Here is a 16,080-nt window from a genome sequence, read left to right as displayed (position 1 = left end):
CCCAAGATCGTCCAGAGAGGTACAATGGCGGCCTTCCCTGCCTCATTTTGCGAATTGCCTTCATGTCAGAACCCCTGCGCCTCTCCAAACGCCTCATCGAGCAACTTGGTTGCTCCCGCCGCGAGGCCGAGCTGTACATCGAGGGCGGCTGGGTCACGGTGGATGGCGTCGTGGTCGAGCAACCCCACTACAAGGTCGGGACCGAGCAGGTTGCACTGCTCCCGGGAGCACGCGCCGAGCAACTGCCACCGGTCACGCTCCTGCTCAATCAAACGGCTGGTCAGGACGCCGAGAGCGGTCGCAGCAGCATGACCATGGCTACCCTCAGCGAAGCCCATCCGCCTTCGGTGCGCCCGCTGCATGGTCACTTCGCCAGGTTGTCCTGTGTCGCGCCTCTGGAACCCGGCGCAACCGGTATGCAGCTGTACACGCAGGACTGGCGAGTCACCCGCAAGCTCGAGGCCGATCTTCATCGGATGGAGCAGGAGTACATCGTCCAGGTCGAAGGCCAGGCGTCGGCAGAGGCCTTGCAGCGCCTTGCCCGTGGCATCACCCGCAGCGGTCAGGAACTGCCCAAGGCCAAGGCCAGTTGGCAGAACGAAAGCCATCTGCGCCTGGCCCTGAAGAATCCGCGGCCCGGGCAGATCGGCGCCTTGTGCGCCGCCCTTGGACTCAAGGTGCTGGGTATGCGCCGTATCCGCCTGGGCGGGGTGTCCATGGGCAAGCTGCCCGCCGGGCAGTGGCGTTACCTGGCGACCAACGAACGCTTCTAGGCCCTGTACGCAATGTATCCGCACCGGGCCACACTGCCCCTAGCATTATCGCCACGCCACTGCTGGCGTGGCGCCTGAACAGGATTTGTCACCATGAACCACAACGATGTCCTGCGCAGCCTGCGCTACATGCTCAAGGTCAGCGATGCCCAAATGGCCGAGATCATTGGGCTGACCGGCCTCGAAGTTTCTCCCGAAGCGGTCGCCACCTACTTGAAGAAAGAAGATGAAGCCGGCTACGTGCGTTGCCCGGAACGGGTCATGGCGCATTTTCTCGACGGGTTGGTGATTCACCGTCGAGGCCGCGATGACAGCCGCCCGGCGCAACCGATCGAAGTCCCGGTGAGCAATAACACCATCCTCAAGAAGTTGCGCGTGGCCTTCGAACTCAAGGAGGAAGACCTGCACGTGATTCTGAAGTCGGTCAACTTCCCAGTGTCCAAACCCGAACTCAGCGCGCTGTTCCGCAAGGTCGGCCATGACAACTACCGACCTTGTGGCGACCAGCTGCTGCGCAACTTTCTCAAGGGCCTGACCCTGCGTGTGCGTGGCTGAGCACGATGCAACACACGGTCTCACCGGTTGGCATCGTCCGCTCCTGCTTCAAGGAGAAGTTCGCCATACCTCGCCAGCCGCAGCTTGCGCCCGCCGCACGTGGCGTGCTGGAACTGCTGCCCCCGTTCGACCAGGGTGATGCCGTCGCCGGGCTCGAACAGGTCAGCCATGTCTGGCTGTTGTTCCTGTTCCACCAGGCCCTGGAAGACAAGCCCCGCCTGAAGGTGCGCCCGCCGCGCCTAGGGGGCAACAAGAGCATGGGCGTGTTCGCCACCCGCGCCACCCACAGACCCAATGGTATCGGCCAGTCAGTGGTGCGCCTGGAGGGTGTCGAGGCAGGTCGTCTGCTGCTGTCGGGGATCGACCTGCTCGACGGGACGCCGGTACTGGACATCAAGCCTTATGTGCCCTACGCCGACTGCATCGATGATGCAACCAACCAGATGGCCAGCGATGCGCCTGAACCTATTGCCGTGACCTGGAGCGAGGCCGCCCTACCCCAGGCCCATACACATGCCTTGCGTCTTCGAGAGCCATTGGTCGAGCTGATCGAGCAGTGCCTGGCGCAGGACCCACGCCCGGCTTACCAGGTACCGCCAGCTGATCGGGTGTATGGGGTGAAGTTCTGGGATGTCCAGGTGCGCTGGCACTACCCGAAGCCAGACCAGATCCGTGTTCTGGAAGTCGTACCGGACGCTTAAGCCTTTCGGAAAATTCCCGGCGGTGCAGCCGCCGGCAGTACCCTTTTCCGGACATAAAAAAACGCAGGCCATGGCCTGCGTTTTTGCGTTGTGCGATTCGTCTTACTTTTCGACGAAAGCACGCTCGATCAGGTAGTCACCTGGCTCACGCATGCGTGGGGAGATCTTCAGACCGAAGCTGTCGAGAACCTCGGCGGTTTCGTCGAGCATGCTCGGGCTACCACAGATCATGGCGCGGTCGTCCTGTGGGTTGATCGGTGGCAGGCCGATGTCGCTGAACAGCTTGCCGCTGCGCATCAGGTCGGTCAGACGGCCCTGATTTTCGAACGGCTCGCGGGTCACGGTCGGGTAGTAGATCAGCTTGTCGCGAACCGCCTCGCCGAAGAACTCGTTCTGTGGCAGGTGCTCGGTGATGAACTCACGGTAGGCGACTTCGTTGACGTAGCGCACGCCGTGAACCAGGATCACTTTTTCGAAGCGCTCGTAGGTTTCCGGATCCTGGATGACGCTCATGAACGGCGCTAGACCGGTGCCGGTGCTCAGCAGGTAAAGGTGCTTGCCCGGGTTCAGGTCGTCGAGCACCAGGGTACCGGTGGGCTTCTTGCTGATGATGATCTCGTCACCTTCCTTCAAGTGCTGCAGCTGGGAGGTCAGCGGGCCATCCGGCACCTTGATGCTGAAGAACTCCAGGTGCTCTTCCCAGTTAGGCGAAGCGATGGAATAGGCGCGCATGAGCGGACGGCCGTTGTCCTGTTGCAGGCCGATCATCACGAACTGACCGTTCTCGAAGCGCAGGCCCGGATCACGGGTGCACTTGAAGCTGAACAGAGTGTCGTTCCAGTGGTGCACACTGAGGACACGTTCGTGGTTCATGTTGCTCATCGATGGGGCTCCTGAAGAAAGACGCGGCGCGGACCTAGCGCACTATTGCGCGATATTTTAGGGGCAGCGACAATATCTGTTAAATGGATTATCAAGATATGTCTTATCGGTTATATAGATATGCGATTCACGCTTCGTCAGCTACAAGTCTTTGTCGCCGTCGCCCAGCACCAAAGCGTGTCCCGGGCCGCGAGCCTGTTGGCGTTGTCGCAATCGGCCGCCAGCACCTCGATCACTGAACTGGAGCGCCAATCGAGCTGCCAGTTATTCGACCGCGCGGGTAAACGGCTGAGCCTCAATGCCTTGGGCCATCAATTGCTGCCCCAGGCCGTTGCCCTGCTCGACCAGGCCAAGGAGATCGAGGACCTGCTCAATGGCAAGTCCGGCTTCGGATCGCTCTCGGTCGGTGCCACCTTGACCATCGGCAACTACTTGGCAACCCTGCTGATCGGCAGCTTCATGCAGGGTCACCCGGAGAGTCAGGTCAAACTCCATGTGCAGAACACCGTACATATCGTGCAGCAGGTCGCGCACTATGAAATTGACCTGGGTCTAATCGAAGGCGACTGCAACCACCCGGATCTGGAAGTGCAGCCCTGGGTGGAAGATGAACTGGTGGTGTTCTGCGCGCCTCAGCATCCCTTGGCCAAGGTGGGCCGGGCAGATGTGGAGACCTTGTCCCACGAGGCGTGGATTCTTCGCGAGCAAGGCTCGGGGACGCGGCTGACGTTCGACCAAGCCATGCGTCATCACCGCGCCAACCTGAACATCCGCCTGGAGCTGGAACACACCGAGGCGATCAAACGCGCCGTTGAGTCCGGCTTGGGCATCGGCTGCATCTCGCGCCTGGCCCTGCGCGACGCGTTCCGGCGTGGCAGCCTGGTGGCGGTGGAAACGCCGGAACTGGACTTGTCGCGGCAGTTCTATTTCATCTGGCACAAGCAGAAATACCAGACCTCGGCCATGCGCGAATTCCTGGAGCTGTGCCGTAACTTCACCGCCGGCGTCAGCCGCAGTGACGAGATCGTCCTGCCGCCGATTGCCTGATCAGAGCAGGATTACACCCCACACCAGCGCCACCATGGTCATCGCGACCAGTTGCGCGGCGCTGCCCATGTCCTTGGCATTCTTGGACAAGGGGTGGCGCTCCAGGGAGATACGGTCGATGGCCGCCTCAACCGCAGAATTGAGCAACTCGACGATCAACCCCAGCAAGCATACGGCGATAAGGATCGCACGCTCCACACGGGTGACGGGCAGCCAGAAGGCCAACGGAATCAGTACGACGTTGGCCAGCACCAGCTGGCGGAACGCCGCCTCGCCCTTGAAAGCGGTACGCAGGCCGTCCAACGAATAGCCGGCGGCGTTGAAGATACGTTTAAGGCCGGTCTGGCCCTTGAATGGCGACATGGACGGTTACTTCACCGATTAAAGGGCCAGCAGATTAGTCCAACCCGGGTCAAAAAAGCGTGAATATACGGGAACTTAGTTAGCCGAAACCGATTCGAGTTGTTGCAGCAGCAACGCTGCCTGAGTACGGGTACGCACCCCCAGCTTGCGGAAGATTGCCGTCACGTGAGCCTTGATGGTCGCCTCCGACACGCTCAATTCGTAGGCGATCTGCTTGTTCAGCAAACCTTCACAGACCATGGTCAGCACCCGGAACTGCTGCGGCGTCAGACTGGCCAGACCTTCGCTCGCAGCCTTGGCCTCGGCCGAGACATCGACCTTCTCGAACGCCTGTGGCGGCCACCACACGTCACCATCGAGCACCTTCTGCACTGCATCCTGGATGACGTCCAGGTTGCTCGACTTGGGGATGAAACCGCTGGCACCGAACTCGCGAGACTTGACCACCACGGCCGCCTCTTCCTGCGCCGAGACCATGACCACTGGAATCTGCGGGTACTGCCCACGCAGCAGGACCAAGCCGGAGAACCCATAGGCGCCGGGCATGTTCAGGTCCAACAGGACCAGATCCCAGTCGGCCTTCTCGGACAGGCGGGTTTCCAGCTCGGCGATGCTCGCCACCTCGACCAGACGTACATCCGGCCCCAGGCCGAGGGTAACGGCCTGGCGCAGGGCGCTACGAAACAGTGGGTGGTCATCGGCAATCAGGATTTCGTATGTGGCCATCGATCTAAGGATCCTGTTCTGTGCCAGGCGCGAGGGGTGGAGGAATGCCTGGCGAGCAACTCAAGGCGCAAACGGCAGGGCCGCCGGCCGCAATGGCACGGCGAAGTCCGGGATAACAGCATCTTCGTCGTGCCCGAATCGGCGCCAAGAATGCCGAGCACGGTCCGGGTGGTCAAGCCAATTGCCCGGTCGTCCCCGCCTCCTTGACTGCCAGCCTGGTCATTATGAACCAATCCACCGCGCCTGCCCCTTGGACTATAGGAAGGTATGCAACCGCCGATGCGCGTCGTCGTCCAGATCCAGCGGCAAGTGCCGCTTGGCACTCAAATAATGCAGGCTGAACACATCCAGGTAGGCGTCCAGTGCCTCGCTGGCGCGTTGGTCACCGGCCAATTCCAAGCACATTGCCGCAACCTCGGCGGTACAGAAATGGTCATCACGTTTGGAACGGCGCAGCTTGTAACGCGACATCTGCTCGGCCTGCAGGCTCAGAACTGGGAAGCGGTCCAGATAAGGGCTCTTGCGAAACATCTTGCGGGCTTCGGTCCAGGTGGCGTCGAGCAGAATGAACAACGGGCGTTTACCCGGCTCGCGCACCACCTCGCTGACAACCCGCTCTGGCGCGACGAACTCACCGGGGAAGACGATGTAGGGCTGCCATTTGGGGTCGTCGAGCAATGCGAGCAGGCGCGGGTCGACGTCGGTACGGAGCCAGCCAAAGGCCGAGGTGTCCTCTACCAGATCAGCGATCAGCCAGCCAGTATTGGTCGGCTTGAGTGGCTCTGTATCATGCATCACCAGACACATGCCGGCGTCGGCGGTGACCTTGGGCTTAAAGGCACACAGGCAGTGGCTGGCGATCACGCGGCAATCCGGACAACGCACCGCGCGCGAACCACGGGCGATGAAGGGCTTGTTGCTGCGGGCCAGGCGTTCGGCGCGCAAGCGTGCTACGGCGTGGCTCATGGCTGCACGCCTCGCAGAAGGAAGGAAACAGGCACGGTTGCAACTCGGCGGGAAACAAGCCGCCAGTCTACCAGAGGCGTTGTCATTTGCCGTGCAGGTGGACGGACGCCTCCTTTATAATCGCGATTTTGGCGACCTGGGATATCCCACAGGCGGGTGGTTTCATGGAACGCCGCTCGCTGGCGCAGGTCAAAGTGCCAGTCATCGAACCAGGAGAGATTCATGCTGCGTCTTACCATCCCGACCTTGAGCCTGCTGCTCGCACTGCCACTGGCGGCCCAGGCGGCCTCCAAGCAGGAATACGAGCTGAACCAGATGCTGCAGAAGGTCGCCAAGGAAAGCAGCGTCGGCACCCCGCGTGCCATCAACGAAGATATCCTCGACCAAGGCTATACCGTCGAGAAAGGCCGGGCGTTGGTCAACCACCTGAGCGTACGCGAGAGCCACGCCGAGCGGATGCGCGCCAACCCGGAACAGGTTCGCAGCCAGCTGGGCGACAGCGTGTGCCGCAACAATGGCTATCGTCAGCTGATGTCCAAGGGCGCGGTCCTGGTCTATCGGTTTTCGGTCTACAAGACCAACCAGCCGATCATGGACCAAGCCTTCGACGCCTCCAGCTGCGTGGCGGGTAACAAGAAGAAGTAACTCAGGCAACCCTGTCGTTGTTACTGGCGCGCCGCTGTTCTTCATCGGCGCGCAACTCCGCCAGCAGAGCCTGGAGATAACGCGAGTGCCGCTCTGCGACTTCCAACCTGCGCAAGCACTCGGCTTCCAGGCTCACTTGATGGGCCTGGGCAGCCCGCTCCAGCAGCAGATATAGCTGCCTATCCACCTCGATGATCAACCGATGCATACCGCGACCTCCTGCATCGAGACGTTGCGTTTCCAGTTAACCAGAGCTGCGTTACAGCTGGCCCCCTCCCGACGAGCGGGAAAACTGCGCTGTTATCGGACATCGCACTGTCTTCAATCGGCACGATCTAACGCTTGGGTCTAGATTGATAGCAAATACCCGCGCATTTCCGGCACCGAGGAGACTGCCCAGGCGCGGCGCTCTTGCACTGCGATAACAACAATGTGATGGACATTTGTCACTGCATCATGGCCTTGAAGGCCCACTGCAATGCTCGGGTTGCATACTCGAGCAACGGCAGCCAGCGACACACGCAGTGTCGCGGCCGGGATACCCCATCGTCCCGGTCAGAGGTTCTGCTGCAGAAGGAGACGTTGAATGCCTTACCAACCGAACGAACTCTTGTTCAATCATTTCAGGGACAACGGCATCGACCTGAGCAAGATTGATGAACAGCTGCAACTGGTCGCGCCCAACAGCCCCAACCTGCCGCTGTACCGCGACATGATGCTGACCATCCTGCGCATGGCCCACGACGACACCAACCGCTGGAACGCCAAGATCACGCTGCAGGCCCTGCGCGAACTCGACCATTCCTTCCGCACCCTGGAACGCTACAAGGGACGGCGGAAGGTCACCGTTTTCGGCTCGGCGCGTACGCCATTGGAACACCCCATGTATGCGCTTGCCCGTGAATTGGGCGCCACCCTGGCACGCTCCGACCTGATGGTCATTACCGGTGCCGGCGGAGGTATCATGGCCGCAGCCCATGAAGGCGCCGGCACCGGGCACAGCCTGGGATTCAACATCACCCTGCCTTTCGAGCAACATGCCAATGCCACAGTGGATGGCACTGACCAGTTACTGCCCTTCCATTTCTTCTTCATTCGCAAACTGTTCTTCGTCAAGGAAGCCGATGCCCTGGTGCTCTGCCCAGGTGGGTTCGGCACTCTGGATGAAGCTCTCGAGGTACTCACCTTGATCCAGACAGGCAAAAGCCCTCTGGTGCCAGTGGTACTGCTGGACTCACCAGGCGGAACCTTCTGGCGCGACGCGCTGGCGTTCATCAGCAAGCAGCTGGAGGAAAACCGCTACATTCTGCCCAGCGACATGAAGCTGGTGCGCCTGGTCCACAGCGCCGACGAAGCGGTGGAGGAGATCAACCAGTTCTACAGCAACTACCACTCCAGCCGCTGGTTGAAGAACCAGTTCGTGATTCGCATGCATCATCCCTTGAGCGATGCAGCGCTCTACGACATCCAGGAAGGATTCGCCGATCTACGCCTGAGCGGCAAGTACCATCAACAACCAGACAGCGGCCTCGAGCACGAGATAGGCAACTTCAACCACCTGACCCGATTGACCTTTGCCTTCAATGGCCGTGATCAGGGCCGCCTACGCGAACTGGTGGACTTCATCAATCTGCCGGAAAACTGGGCCAAGCCCCAGCCCATGCACACCACACAGCGAGCAAGGGAAGCCTTGAAGGTCGATTGAGAAAGGGGACAGCGGGAAACTGAAGAATCAGTCGTCAAGATTGCGGCCGCTGAGCAGGCGGCCGATCAGTTCCATGGGGAATCCACGGTAGGCAAGAAATCGGGTCTGCTGGGCACGGCTTCGGGGATCATGGGGACGTTGCCCGGCGAACTTGCGTTGCCAGACTTCCTGCAGCCGGGCCGCCCAGTCCACTCCGCTTTCACGCAGAGCCTGGTCGATGTCACCACGGTTCAGGCCGCGTTGCCCCAACTCTTCGCGAATACGCGCTGGGCCGTAGCCGGCATTGGAACGATAGGAAATGAAGCTTTCGAGGTAGCGTGCCTCACTTAGGAGCCCCTCTTCGGCAAGCCGATCGAGCGCAGGCTCGATCAACTCATCCGGTGCGCCGCGCTGACGCAGCTTACGTGTCAGCTCGACACGACCATGCTCGCGGCGTGCGAGCAGGTCCATGGCTGTCCGCCGAACGGCGACGGGGTTGTCGAGTACGACGGACATGGGCCAATCAATAACCGGCGTCGGCGTCAGCCATGTCGTCGGCATCGGCTTCAGCAGCGGCGGCCTTGCCAGCAGCGGCGACGGCACCTGCGTTGAGCAGTTTTTCGCGGATTTGTTTCTCGATCTCCGCCCCTACAGCTGGGTTGTCTTGCAGGAACTTGGCAGCGTTGGCCTTGCCCTGACCGATCTTGTTGCCTTGGTAGCTGTACCAGGCACCGGATTTTTCCACCAGGCCTTGGGATACACCCAGGTCGATGATCTCACCGTTGCGGTAGATACCCTTGCCATAGAGGATCTGGAACTCGGCCTGGCGGAACGGCGGCGAGACCTTGTTCTTGACGATCTTGACGCGGGTCTCGCTACCCACCACCTCGTCGCCTTCCTTGACAGCGCCGGTACGACGGATGTCCAGACGCACGGAGGCGTAGAACTTCAATGCGTTACCACCGGTGGTGGTTTCCGGGCTACCGAACATCACACCGATCTTCATACGGATCTGGTTGATGAAGATGACCAGGCAGTTGGCGTTCTTGATGTTACCGGTGATCTTGCGCAGCGCTTGGGACATCAGGCGAGCCTGCAGGCCCACGTGCATGTCACCCATTTCGCCTTCGATTTCGGCCTTCGGGACCAGCGCGGCCACGGAGTCGACAATGATCACGTCAACGGCGTTGGAACGCACCAGCATGTCGGTGATTTCCAGGGCTTGCTCGCCGGTGTCTGGCTGGGAGACCAACAGGTCATCGACATTGACGCCCAGCTTGCCGGCGTACTCGGGATCAAGGGCGTGCTCGGCATCGACGAAGGCGCAGGTGGCGCCGTTTTTCTGGGCTTCGGCGATAACCGACAGGGTCAGTGTGGTCTTACCCGAGGATTCCGGACCGTAGATTTCAACGATACGGCCTTTAGGCAAGCCGCCGATGCCAAGGGCGATGTCCAGGCCCAGGGAGCCAGTGGAAATGGCCGGGATGGCCTGACGCTCGTGGTCGCCCATGCGCATGACCGCGCCCTTGCCGAATTGGCGTTCGATCTGACCCAGGGCAGCAGCCAAGGCGCGCTTCTTGTTGTCGTCCATTGAAATCCTCACGTGTTCGACGGGCGGCCCTGCGGCCGGGAATAACTGTATAAGTAGCCAGTATTATTCCACAGGGATTCGCTTTGGCAAACCCCCGTCGGGTGATTTACTCCGCACCAAGCTGTAACAAGCCGTCTAACGCGGTGATCACCGTCTGTCGGCGCACCGCTTCGCGGTCGCCGTCGAAGTGCCGGCGCTCGCTGATCACATGGTTGCCATCGGCCCATGCCAGCCACACGGTACCCACCGGTTTGGCAGGTGAACCACCATCGGGCCCGGCCACACCACTGACCGCCACGGCAAAACGCGCCCCGCTGGCAGCTTGAGCGCCACGGACCATGGCCTCGACCACTTCCTGGCTCACCGCGCCCACCTGGCCGAACAACACTTCAGGGACACCCAGCTGGCGGGTCTTCTGGGTATTGGAATAAGTCACGTAACCGGCCTCGAACCACGCCGAGCTGCCGGGAATGCGGGTGATGGCCTCGGCGATGCCGCCACCGGTGCAGGACTCGGCAGTGCTCACCTGCGCATTGAGGCGCCGCAAGTGCTCACCAAGACGGGTAGAAAGAACGGTGATCGGGTCCATGGCTGGGCTCCTTGAAAACTGCGCTCTACCCTACCACCCTCGCTTGGCCAGGCAAGCGCTCAGCGCGCCAATGCCCGAATGTAATCCTGGCAGGCGCGCAGGGCGATCAGTCCCCGGTCTCCGGTGTCGGTGATGGCGATAATGCGTCGAGCATCCGCTGGGTCAAGTCGGGCGCGTACGGGGCCATGATCCACGCCGCTGGCGCTGGAGGGGGCAGGCACTGCGGGGCAGTTGGCGCCCTGTTCGACCAAGACTGACAACCGCAGGTCAGCAGTAGCCAGGCGGTCACGCAGGCGAGCTTGAGTCTGTTGGGCATGGGCGAGCTCCTGAAAATGTCGTGTTTCACTGCCTTGCAGGCGTTGTTCAAGTTGCTGGCGTCCCTCGCGCTCGGCGAGCAGCGCTCGCGCTGCTTCCTCTGCACGCGCCTGGGCCTCATGGGCTTGAGCCTCGGCCTGCTGCGCGAACAGCCGGCCGTAGCGCCAGGCCTGGACCTGCCAGGTCAATGCCGAAGACAACAGCACGAGCACCAGACACAGCCCCAGCCATAGGCGGCTCAACACAGCACCTCCCGCGCCCGTGCCCACAAGGCCAGACGATCTTCCAGCCCATTGAGCCCACCATTGATGTGACGGGTAATGCGATTGAACTCACCCCGGTCCGCCAGCGCATTGAGCCCGCGTGAATGCCAGAACCACGCCGCCGATTCACAGGCCCAGCGGGGTTGTTCAAGCATCTGCGGCTGCGCCAGCAGGCGTTCGTCACCAAACAGCGCCCGACTGCAGGCCTGATAGTTATTGCGACCGGTCACCTGGATCAGGCCACGGCCGCGATAGAGCTGACCATCACCATCAGCCTCGGGGGTATTGCCTAGCCGCTGGGCCAGGCTGCCCGTGTCATAACGCGAGAGGTAACGATCATTGCCCAGCTCCTTGAGGTAGCGCAGTTGGCCAGATTCATGGCCGACCTGGGCGAGAAACGCTGCGACGCGTTTGGGATTGTCGATTTCCCAGCGCGGCAGGGTGGTGTTCAGGGCTGGCAAAAACACGTCCGCGACAGGGCGGGCATTGGGGAAGATCGCGAGTAGTTGGTCTTCCGTAAGCATGAATATCTCCTTGATCACGCAGGATTCGGACACAAAAAAGCCCGGTGCGAACCCGGGCTTTATCGAGCCGATCGACATTATTGAAAAAGTGTCCGACGATGTTTCGAGGCGACTCTAAGTGCCGCGAAAAATGGCGCAAAAGATACAAGCGTCAAAAGCACGACATTTCGCCAGATCGACTCATTGTTCCACTCGATTATTTGTCGATTGAAATCATCATCGAAAACAACCAGCCCTTCTTGAGTCGCCAGTTCACGCAGTACAATATCTGGCTCGCCGACTTCCACGGTCAGAAGTACCTTAGAACCAATCCGTAAGCCTGTCTGCTGGTAGATCGCCTGGTTGACATACACTGCCTTGACGTGTTTTGCCCCGTTCAACCTGAAAGTGATCCCCAGTGTTACGATAGCCGGATCATGCTCCCAAGATGAGGCATGGCCGTTAACACGCCCCTCTAAGTTCACAAGCCTAGTTACATCAACCGGTGCATACACTCGAAGCTGCGAGTAGTAGAGCGCAGCAAAAGACCAAAGTCCTACCGCAATAATAAAAAGATTGAAAACCTGTTGTCTTGGGAGCATAGACGTCCATCAACATTGCCTGTACACACTCCGTGAAGACTGCGGACTTCCATGAGTTGACATCGACTTACCAACAGGGAGACGGAGAGAGCGACAAATCATGGGCGCTAAATAAAGCCACCCAACCTCCCCACTCACCCAATGGAGATTTTATATATCGGCTTGCCCCCATAACTATCACCTCCTGCCGCACGAAACTCCACCAGACCCAAGAACTGGTCAGCTAACTTGCATTATTGAAAAAGCGTCCTGCGACTTCTCCAAGCAATTCGAAGTGCCACGAACAAAGGGAATACTGCCACCAATATCAATAGACCGGCATTCCGCCAGACCGATTCATTGTTGCGTTCGATGATCCGCCGATGCAACTCATCATTGAACACAACACGTCCCTCTTGAGTTGTTAGCTCCCGCACCTCACTGTCTTGCCCCGAGGGCTCTACAGCCAAATGCACCCGGCTACCTACTTGTAACCCCGATTGCTGGTAGACCGATAAGTCAGCATACACAGGCTTAATATATTTTTTACCCTGCACACTGTAAGCAACACCAAACTGGACCACGGTTCGGTCATATGCCCAACTTTGTCCCTCACCATGGATCCGGCCCTCTACAAAAAGCAGACGGGTCAAAACAGGTAATGTATATGTCCGCAGCGTACTGTAATACAGTGCAGCGGACGCCAGCAGCACGACTGCAACCAGCAAGACATTAAAAATCTGTAGTTTAGGCGAGACCGCTTTAAGCAGTTCGCGAAACAAAATAATTGAAGACACTTGATGAGAATACCGACTTCTAAATTACCGAGAGGCCGCGGGACTGACTATTTCAATAGGACCAATATCGATTCGCCAATCAGGAAATTCGGAAAGGGGGTAAATAATTGGAGGTGGATAGCCTCTGTCTTCATCACCTACCCAAAGCCCCCAGTAGCGTTCAGGCTTACCTTCCACCAAGACAATGGATCTCGCCGAACGGCCCTCTCTACTCACTTCAGCACGGGCCGCAAAATGGATACCAAGGTGCGCGAGAGATACCCGTTTAAAATTTGGCGCCACCCAATAACTAGGGAAGCTCTCCTTCAGGCTCGCTCGAAGGTAGTTTTCCCACAACGTCTTAGTGAAGGCCACATGCAACAATTTCGCGGCATCTGACATGACGATGCTTACCACACTCGTCCCCACACCAATCGCAACGAAGGGTAGAGATATTTTTACCGCCCCAGCCAGCAATATCAAGCTACCCACAATCCCAGCCACATTCCCAACAATACTGAGAACATCACCGGGATTAACATTACCATGCCTCCGGTATTGAGCCGTTATCTTGAGGAATACTGTCGTTGCTGCAAACGTATTCATCTTGATATTCAGAAATGGCGTAAATCCAGCCGTCAACCTAACAATCGAAGTCACATTGGCCACCGCAGCCCCCGTCTGCGCGCTCTGGTTCACCAAGGCGAAGCCCGTCTTATCACTATTGTACTGATCAACCAACGACGCTCCTGCCGCCGCCGCGCCGACCGGTTTGTCGACATAACCCAAGATAATTTCAATCGTCCTAGCCATGCGGTACTACACCTCAGTCAACGTTTGAACGTCGAGGAGCAGCCGATTGGGCTATACAGTTTTTCGCAACTTACTGTTCCACTCATTACCAGATCCCCGTCATCCTCTGTATTGGACGACGGACAATAAAGGGGCATTGAAAACTAAGGCGCGGGGAAATACGCCCCTGCACTTATCTACTCGCTACTGACTCATCACGCCGGTTCGCTTGGACATTCCTCCTTTTGCCTTTGCTTTCCCCCCATTACCGCCATTGCATTGCACGGTGGTACGCCAGCCCGACAGGGTGAACACCTGCTCGACCGATTCGACCAGATAGTCCCCGTCCAGGCCATGAAGAAACCCTTGCAGATTGATACGTCGCTCGGCGAAGAGGTCGGTACGCCCTGGCATGTCCAGGCGCACGCTGGCGGTGTCGCGATTGAAGCTGGCCAGGCGGGCCCTGGCCGCTTGTTCAGCGGCAGCGCGGTTGGGGTAGAGATGGCGATCGGTGTACACAGGTTGCAGGCCGTCCGGCGCATCGCCATTGGCGAGCTCGACCGTCTTGAGTTCACCGCTGGCAGGATCTTGGTGGCGGGCGCGTACCGCTTTGTGCGTGGTTTTATCGCCCAGGCGAAACTGCCACTGGCTGACATCGGCGCGGGCAATGCTTACCACACCGAGGGCCTTGCCGCTGGCGCTCTGCCCTCCCTGGCGCGGCAGTACCAACAGCTGGCCATTGGCAAGCTTTGCAGTGCAGTCGTGCAGCCGTGCCAGGCGGGTGATGAAATTGAAATCGGACTCGCTGTACTGATCGACCCGCGGCACGTGCAGCGTCACGGGGCACACCGCCTGCCAGCCATTGCGGGCAGCGATGTCGGCAACGATGCGCTGCAGGGTGACCTGCTCCCAACTGCCGCTGCGTATGGTCTTGCCGCTGCCACGCAGGTCGCTGGCCTTGCCTCGGATCACCAGGGTATCCGGCGGGCCGGTCAGCTCGATCTCATCGACGGTGTAGCGCCCCAGCAGGTTCAATGTCTGTCCGGCATAGCCCAGGTGCACCTCGAGCACGGCGCCCCGGGACGGCAGTGCGACAGCGCCGTCACGGGCATCGATGCGCAACTCGAACTCGTCCGACTCAAGGGCAGGCTTGTCCGTGGTGCGCAGTGAGAGCAGGCGGTCGTTGATCAGCAGGGTAACGTCGTGTCCGTCGGCGGTAATGCGAAATTGCGGTTGCATGTCAGGCTCCTTGGAAGGAACCGTTGCCCGGCCCGGTCGAAACCGGCCACGCATCAGTCCCACAGTTGCAGGGTGTCGCTCGCCACCGCGGGCAGCTCCGGCAGTCGAATCCTCACGCCAGCGCGAAACGGCTGAGGCTCATCCGCCAATCCTTGGTTGGCATCCAGCACCGCCTCGACGGAGCCCACAAGGTGCCCGTAGTAGTGCTGGCAGAGCGTGTCGAGCAGATCGCCCTCAGAGGTTGCGCAGGTCTTGGCCATAGCTCACGAACTCCAGTGAAAACCCTTGTTTGCGCGGAATGCCGCCAGCCAACAGTTGGCTCTGCTCCTCTTCGATGCTGGTCAGGCACCAAGTGCCGAGCACCTCGCCGTAGCCGGTGGTCAAGGACAGGGGCAACAGTTGACGGCCGATGCTGCGCAGCGCCTGCAACTGGGCGATACCGCCCTTGAAGCCGGGGTAGATGGCCCCGCGGATGTAGATGTGCTCCTCGCCCAGGCTGACAGCCTGTTGCGCGTTGTCGCGGCTCAGGCGCTCTTGCCCGACCCAGCGATAGCGCGTCTGGCGACGCAACTGATCGAAGGCAGCGGTATCGAGGTTGAAGTAATAGGGCGCAGCGCCTGGCTTCAACGGTTGCAGAACCAACAGGTGGGGGAACGGCTTGACCGCTTCGGCGGCGGGCGTTACCTCGGGCGCGAAGCCCAGAGTCGACAGCACGCCCTCCACCGTCGAACTCACCGCCCCGACGACACGACGGATTGCCGCGCCGGCTTTGGCCGCATGGCCGGCAAAACTGTCGATGCGCTCCCGTACCTGCCGCACCACTGCCACCGCCTGGTCATATTTGGCCACGACCTTGGCCACCTGATCCTGGGCCCGGTTGATCGCGCCCAGGGTGCGCTGGAGTTTGGCCCCAATGATCGGGCCGACCACCGGCAACGCCTCCAGGTCGGAGACGGCGCCCTGGATATGATCGATCGCCTCGGCCATCGGGTCGAGCATGGCATCGGCACGCCGACGCCCTGCCTCTCCCGCCTTGACCAGGGCGTGCAGCGTGGCTTGCAGCTGCTCCAGATAGGTCATGGATAGTCC

22 protein-coding genes are annotated in these 16,080 nt (G+C 60.0%); 6 read left to right on the top strand and 16 right to left on the bottom strand.

Annotated features, from left to right (window positions below):
* The first annotated feature begins 62 nt into the window (after positions 1-62).
* The 3 genes from AB1N67_RS05885 to tsaA all read left to right on the top strand — a co-directional run bounded on the left by AB1N67_RS05885 (position 63) and on the right by tsaA (position 2,029).
* Complete coding sequence (locus AB1N67_RS05885) at positions 63-773, top strand: rRNA pseudouridine synthase (RefSeq protein ID WP_197853453.1); 711 nt, start codon at positions 63-65, stop codon at positions 771-773.
* A 93-nt stretch (positions 774-866) separates the two neighbouring features.
* Positions 867-1,328, top strand: a complete 462-nt coding sequence (locus tag AB1N67_RS05880; protein ID WP_043208739.1) for a DUF1456 family protein — start codon at positions 867-869, stop codon at positions 1,326-1,328.
* A 5-nt stretch (positions 1,329-1,333) separates the two neighbouring features.
* Complete coding sequence (gene tsaA / locus AB1N67_RS05875; protein WP_043208741.1) at positions 1,334-2,029, top strand: tRNA (N6-threonylcarbamoyladenosine(37)-N6)-methyltransferase TrmO; 696 nt, start codon at positions 1,334-1,336, stop codon at positions 2,027-2,029.
* A gap of 102 nt (positions 2,030-2,131) precedes the next feature.
* On the opposite strand, the gene fpr is transcribed toward tsaA, so the two are convergent.
* Positions 2,132-2,911: a ferredoxin-NADP reductase gene (gene fpr / locus AB1N67_RS05870; RefSeq protein WP_043208743.1), complete on the bottom strand. Its 780-nt coding sequence runs from the start codon at positions 2,909-2,911 to the stop codon at positions 2,132-2,134.
* 120 nt (positions 2,912-3,031) lie between these two features.
* Here fpr and finR point away from each other — a divergent pair, with 120 nt between their 5' ends.
* Entirely contained in the window at positions 3,032-3,958 is a 927-nt protein-coding gene (gene finR / locus AB1N67_RS05865; RefSeq protein WP_043208745.1) for a LysR family transcriptional regulator FinR, read from the top strand.
* Here the strand turns inward: finR and AB1N67_RS05860 are convergent, their stop codons facing one another.
* From AB1N67_RS05860 to AB1N67_RS05850, 3 genes are all read right to left on the bottom strand, one after another.
* Complete coding sequence (locus tag AB1N67_RS05860) at positions 3,959-4,321, bottom strand: diacylglycerol kinase (RefSeq protein ID WP_043208747.1); 363 nt, start codon at positions 4,319-4,321, stop codon at positions 3,959-3,961.
* 75 nt (positions 4,322-4,396) lie between these two features.
* Entirely contained in the window at positions 4,397-5,047 is a 651-nt protein-coding gene (gene erdR / locus AB1N67_RS05855) for a response regulator transcription factor ErdR (RefSeq protein ID WP_043208748.1), read from the bottom strand.
* A 255-nt stretch (positions 5,048-5,302) separates the two neighbouring features.
* Positions 5,303-6,013: a tRNA-uridine aminocarboxypropyltransferase gene (locus AB1N67_RS05850; RefSeq protein ID WP_070572311.1), complete on the bottom strand. Its 711-nt coding sequence runs from the start codon at positions 6,011-6,013 to the stop codon at positions 5,303-5,305.
* Positions 6,014-6,235: 222 nt separating this feature from the next.
* Between AB1N67_RS05850 and AB1N67_RS05845 the strand changes: the two genes are divergently transcribed.
* Positions 6,236-6,658: a quorum-sensing-regulated virulence factor family protein gene (locus AB1N67_RS05845; protein ID WP_043208752.1), complete on the top strand. Its 423-nt coding sequence runs from the start codon at positions 6,236-6,238 to the stop codon at positions 6,656-6,658.
* Between the two features lies 1 nt (position 6,659).
* On the opposite strand, the gene AB1N67_RS05840 is transcribed toward AB1N67_RS05845, so the two are convergent.
* Positions 6,660-6,866 carry a hypothetical protein gene (locus AB1N67_RS05840; RefSeq protein WP_090346107.1) on the bottom strand — a complete coding sequence of 69 codons (207 nt, stop codon included), beginning with the start codon at positions 6,864-6,866 and terminating at the stop codon, positions 6,660-6,662.
* A gap of 378 nt (positions 6,867-7,244) precedes the next feature.
* Here AB1N67_RS05840 and AB1N67_RS05835 point away from each other — a divergent pair, with 378 nt between their 5' ends.
* Positions 7,245-8,363, top strand: coding sequence for an LOG family protein (locus AB1N67_RS05835; RefSeq protein WP_043208756.1), 1,119 nt, complete (start codon positions 7,245-7,247; stop codon positions 8,361-8,363).
* 27 nt (positions 8,364-8,390) lie between these two features.
* Here AB1N67_RS05835 and recX read toward each other — a convergent pair whose 3' ends face one another.
* The 11 genes from recX to AB1N67_RS05780 all read right to left on the bottom strand — a co-directional run bounded on the left by recX (position 8,391) and on the right by AB1N67_RS05780 (position 16,071).
* Entirely contained in the window at positions 8,391-8,858 is a 468-nt protein-coding gene (recX, locus tag AB1N67_RS05830; protein ID WP_043208758.1) for a recombination regulator RecX, read from the bottom strand.
* Between the two features lie 7 nt (positions 8,859-8,865).
* Positions 8,866-9,933, bottom strand: a complete 1,068-nt coding sequence (gene recA, locus AB1N67_RS05825; protein WP_043208760.1) for a recombinase RecA — start codon at positions 9,931-9,933, stop codon at positions 8,866-8,868.
* A gap of 106 nt (positions 9,934-10,039) precedes the next feature.
* Positions 10,040-10,522, bottom strand: coding sequence for a CinA family protein (locus AB1N67_RS05820; protein WP_043208761.1), 483 nt, complete (start codon positions 10,520-10,522; stop codon positions 10,040-10,042).
* Positions 10,523-10,581: 59 nt separating this feature from the next.
* Positions 10,582-11,079: a lysis system i-spanin subunit Rz gene (locus AB1N67_RS05815; protein ID WP_043208905.1), complete on the bottom strand. Its 498-nt coding sequence runs from the start codon at positions 11,077-11,079 to the stop codon at positions 10,582-10,584.
* Positions 11,076-11,624 (bottom strand): glycoside hydrolase family 19 protein, encoded by a 549-nt coding sequence (locus tag AB1N67_RS05810; protein ID WP_043208763.1) that lies wholly within the window; start codon positions 11,622-11,624, stop codon positions 11,076-11,078. The genes AB1N67_RS05815 and AB1N67_RS05810 overlap by 4 nt, the downstream gene beginning before the upstream one ends.
* A gap of 77 nt (positions 11,625-11,701) precedes the next feature.
* Positions 11,702-12,205, bottom strand: a complete 504-nt coding sequence (locus tag AB1N67_RS05805; RefSeq protein WP_197853457.1) for a hypothetical protein — start codon at positions 12,203-12,205, stop codon at positions 11,702-11,704.
* A gap of 233 nt (positions 12,206-12,438) precedes the next feature.
* Complete coding sequence (locus tag AB1N67_RS05800) at positions 12,439-12,981, bottom strand: hypothetical protein (protein ID WP_253131220.1); 543 nt, start codon at positions 12,979-12,981, stop codon at positions 12,439-12,441.
* Positions 12,982-13,005: 24 nt separating this feature from the next.
* Complete coding sequence (locus AB1N67_RS05795; RefSeq protein WP_253131221.1) at positions 13,006-13,773, bottom strand: hypothetical protein; 768 nt, start codon at positions 13,771-13,773, stop codon at positions 13,006-13,008.
* Between the two features lie 183 nt (positions 13,774-13,956).
* The gene (locus AB1N67_RS05790) at positions 13,957-14,991 is read right to left on the bottom strand and encodes a phage late control D family protein (RefSeq protein ID WP_043208765.1); all 1,035 of its coding nucleotides are present in this window, start codon (positions 14,989-14,991) and stop codon (positions 13,957-13,959) included.
* A 53-nt stretch (positions 14,992-15,044) separates the two neighbouring features.
* Positions 15,045-15,251, bottom strand: a complete 207-nt coding sequence (locus AB1N67_RS05785) for a tail protein X (protein WP_043208769.1) — start codon at positions 15,249-15,251, stop codon at positions 15,045-15,047.
* Positions 15,226-16,071 carry a phage tail protein gene (locus AB1N67_RS05780; protein ID WP_367863592.1) on the bottom strand — a complete coding sequence of 282 codons (846 nt, stop codon included), beginning with the start codon at positions 16,069-16,071 and terminating at the stop codon, positions 15,226-15,228. The genes AB1N67_RS05785 and AB1N67_RS05780 overlap by 26 nt, the downstream gene beginning before the upstream one ends.
* Between the last annotated feature and the right edge of the window lie 9 nt (positions 16,072-16,080).

The sequence above is a fragment of the Pseudomonas guariconensis genome (assembly GCF_040822035.1).
Lineage (GTDB): Bacteria > Pseudomonadota > Gammaproteobacteria > Pseudomonadales > Pseudomonadaceae > Aquipseudomonas > Aquipseudomonas guariconensis.
The sequence above is the reverse complement of the archived record's forward strand: the minus strand, read 5'-3'. Positions and strand labels throughout refer to the sequence as shown.